Raw genomic sequence first — 266 nt, forward strand, 5'->3', positions numbered from 1 at the left:
TGATTGGGGTGAAGTCGTAACAAGGTAGCCGTATCGGAAGGTGCGGCTGGATCACCTCCTTTCTATGGAGAATTGATAAGCGCTGCTTATCAATATAAGTTTCCGTGTTTCGTTTTCGTTTAGTTTTGAGAGTTCAATTCAGTGTTGACTCTTAAATGAGGATATGATATAAATAAATCCTGCAATTTGTATGGGCCTATAGCTCAGCTGGTTAGAGCGCACGCCTGATAAGCGTGAGGTCGATGGTTCGAGTCCATTTAGGCCCA

The 266-nt window shown here is 43.6% G+C and carries 1 tRNA gene and 1 rRNA gene; both read left to right on the forward strand.

The features are described 5' to 3' along the window. A 16S ribosomal RNA gene (locus HFD78_RS29215) occupies window positions 1-62 on the forward strand; the annotation flags it as partial. Between the two features lie 130 nt (window positions 63-192). Further along, window positions 193-266 (forward strand) — tRNA-Ile (locus HFD78_RS29220).

The organism is Bacillus sp. EKM501B (genome assembly GCF_011800505.1).
GTDB classification, from domain to species: Bacteria; Bacillota; Bacilli; order Bacillales; family Bacillaceae_G; genus Bacillus_A; species Bacillus_A cereus.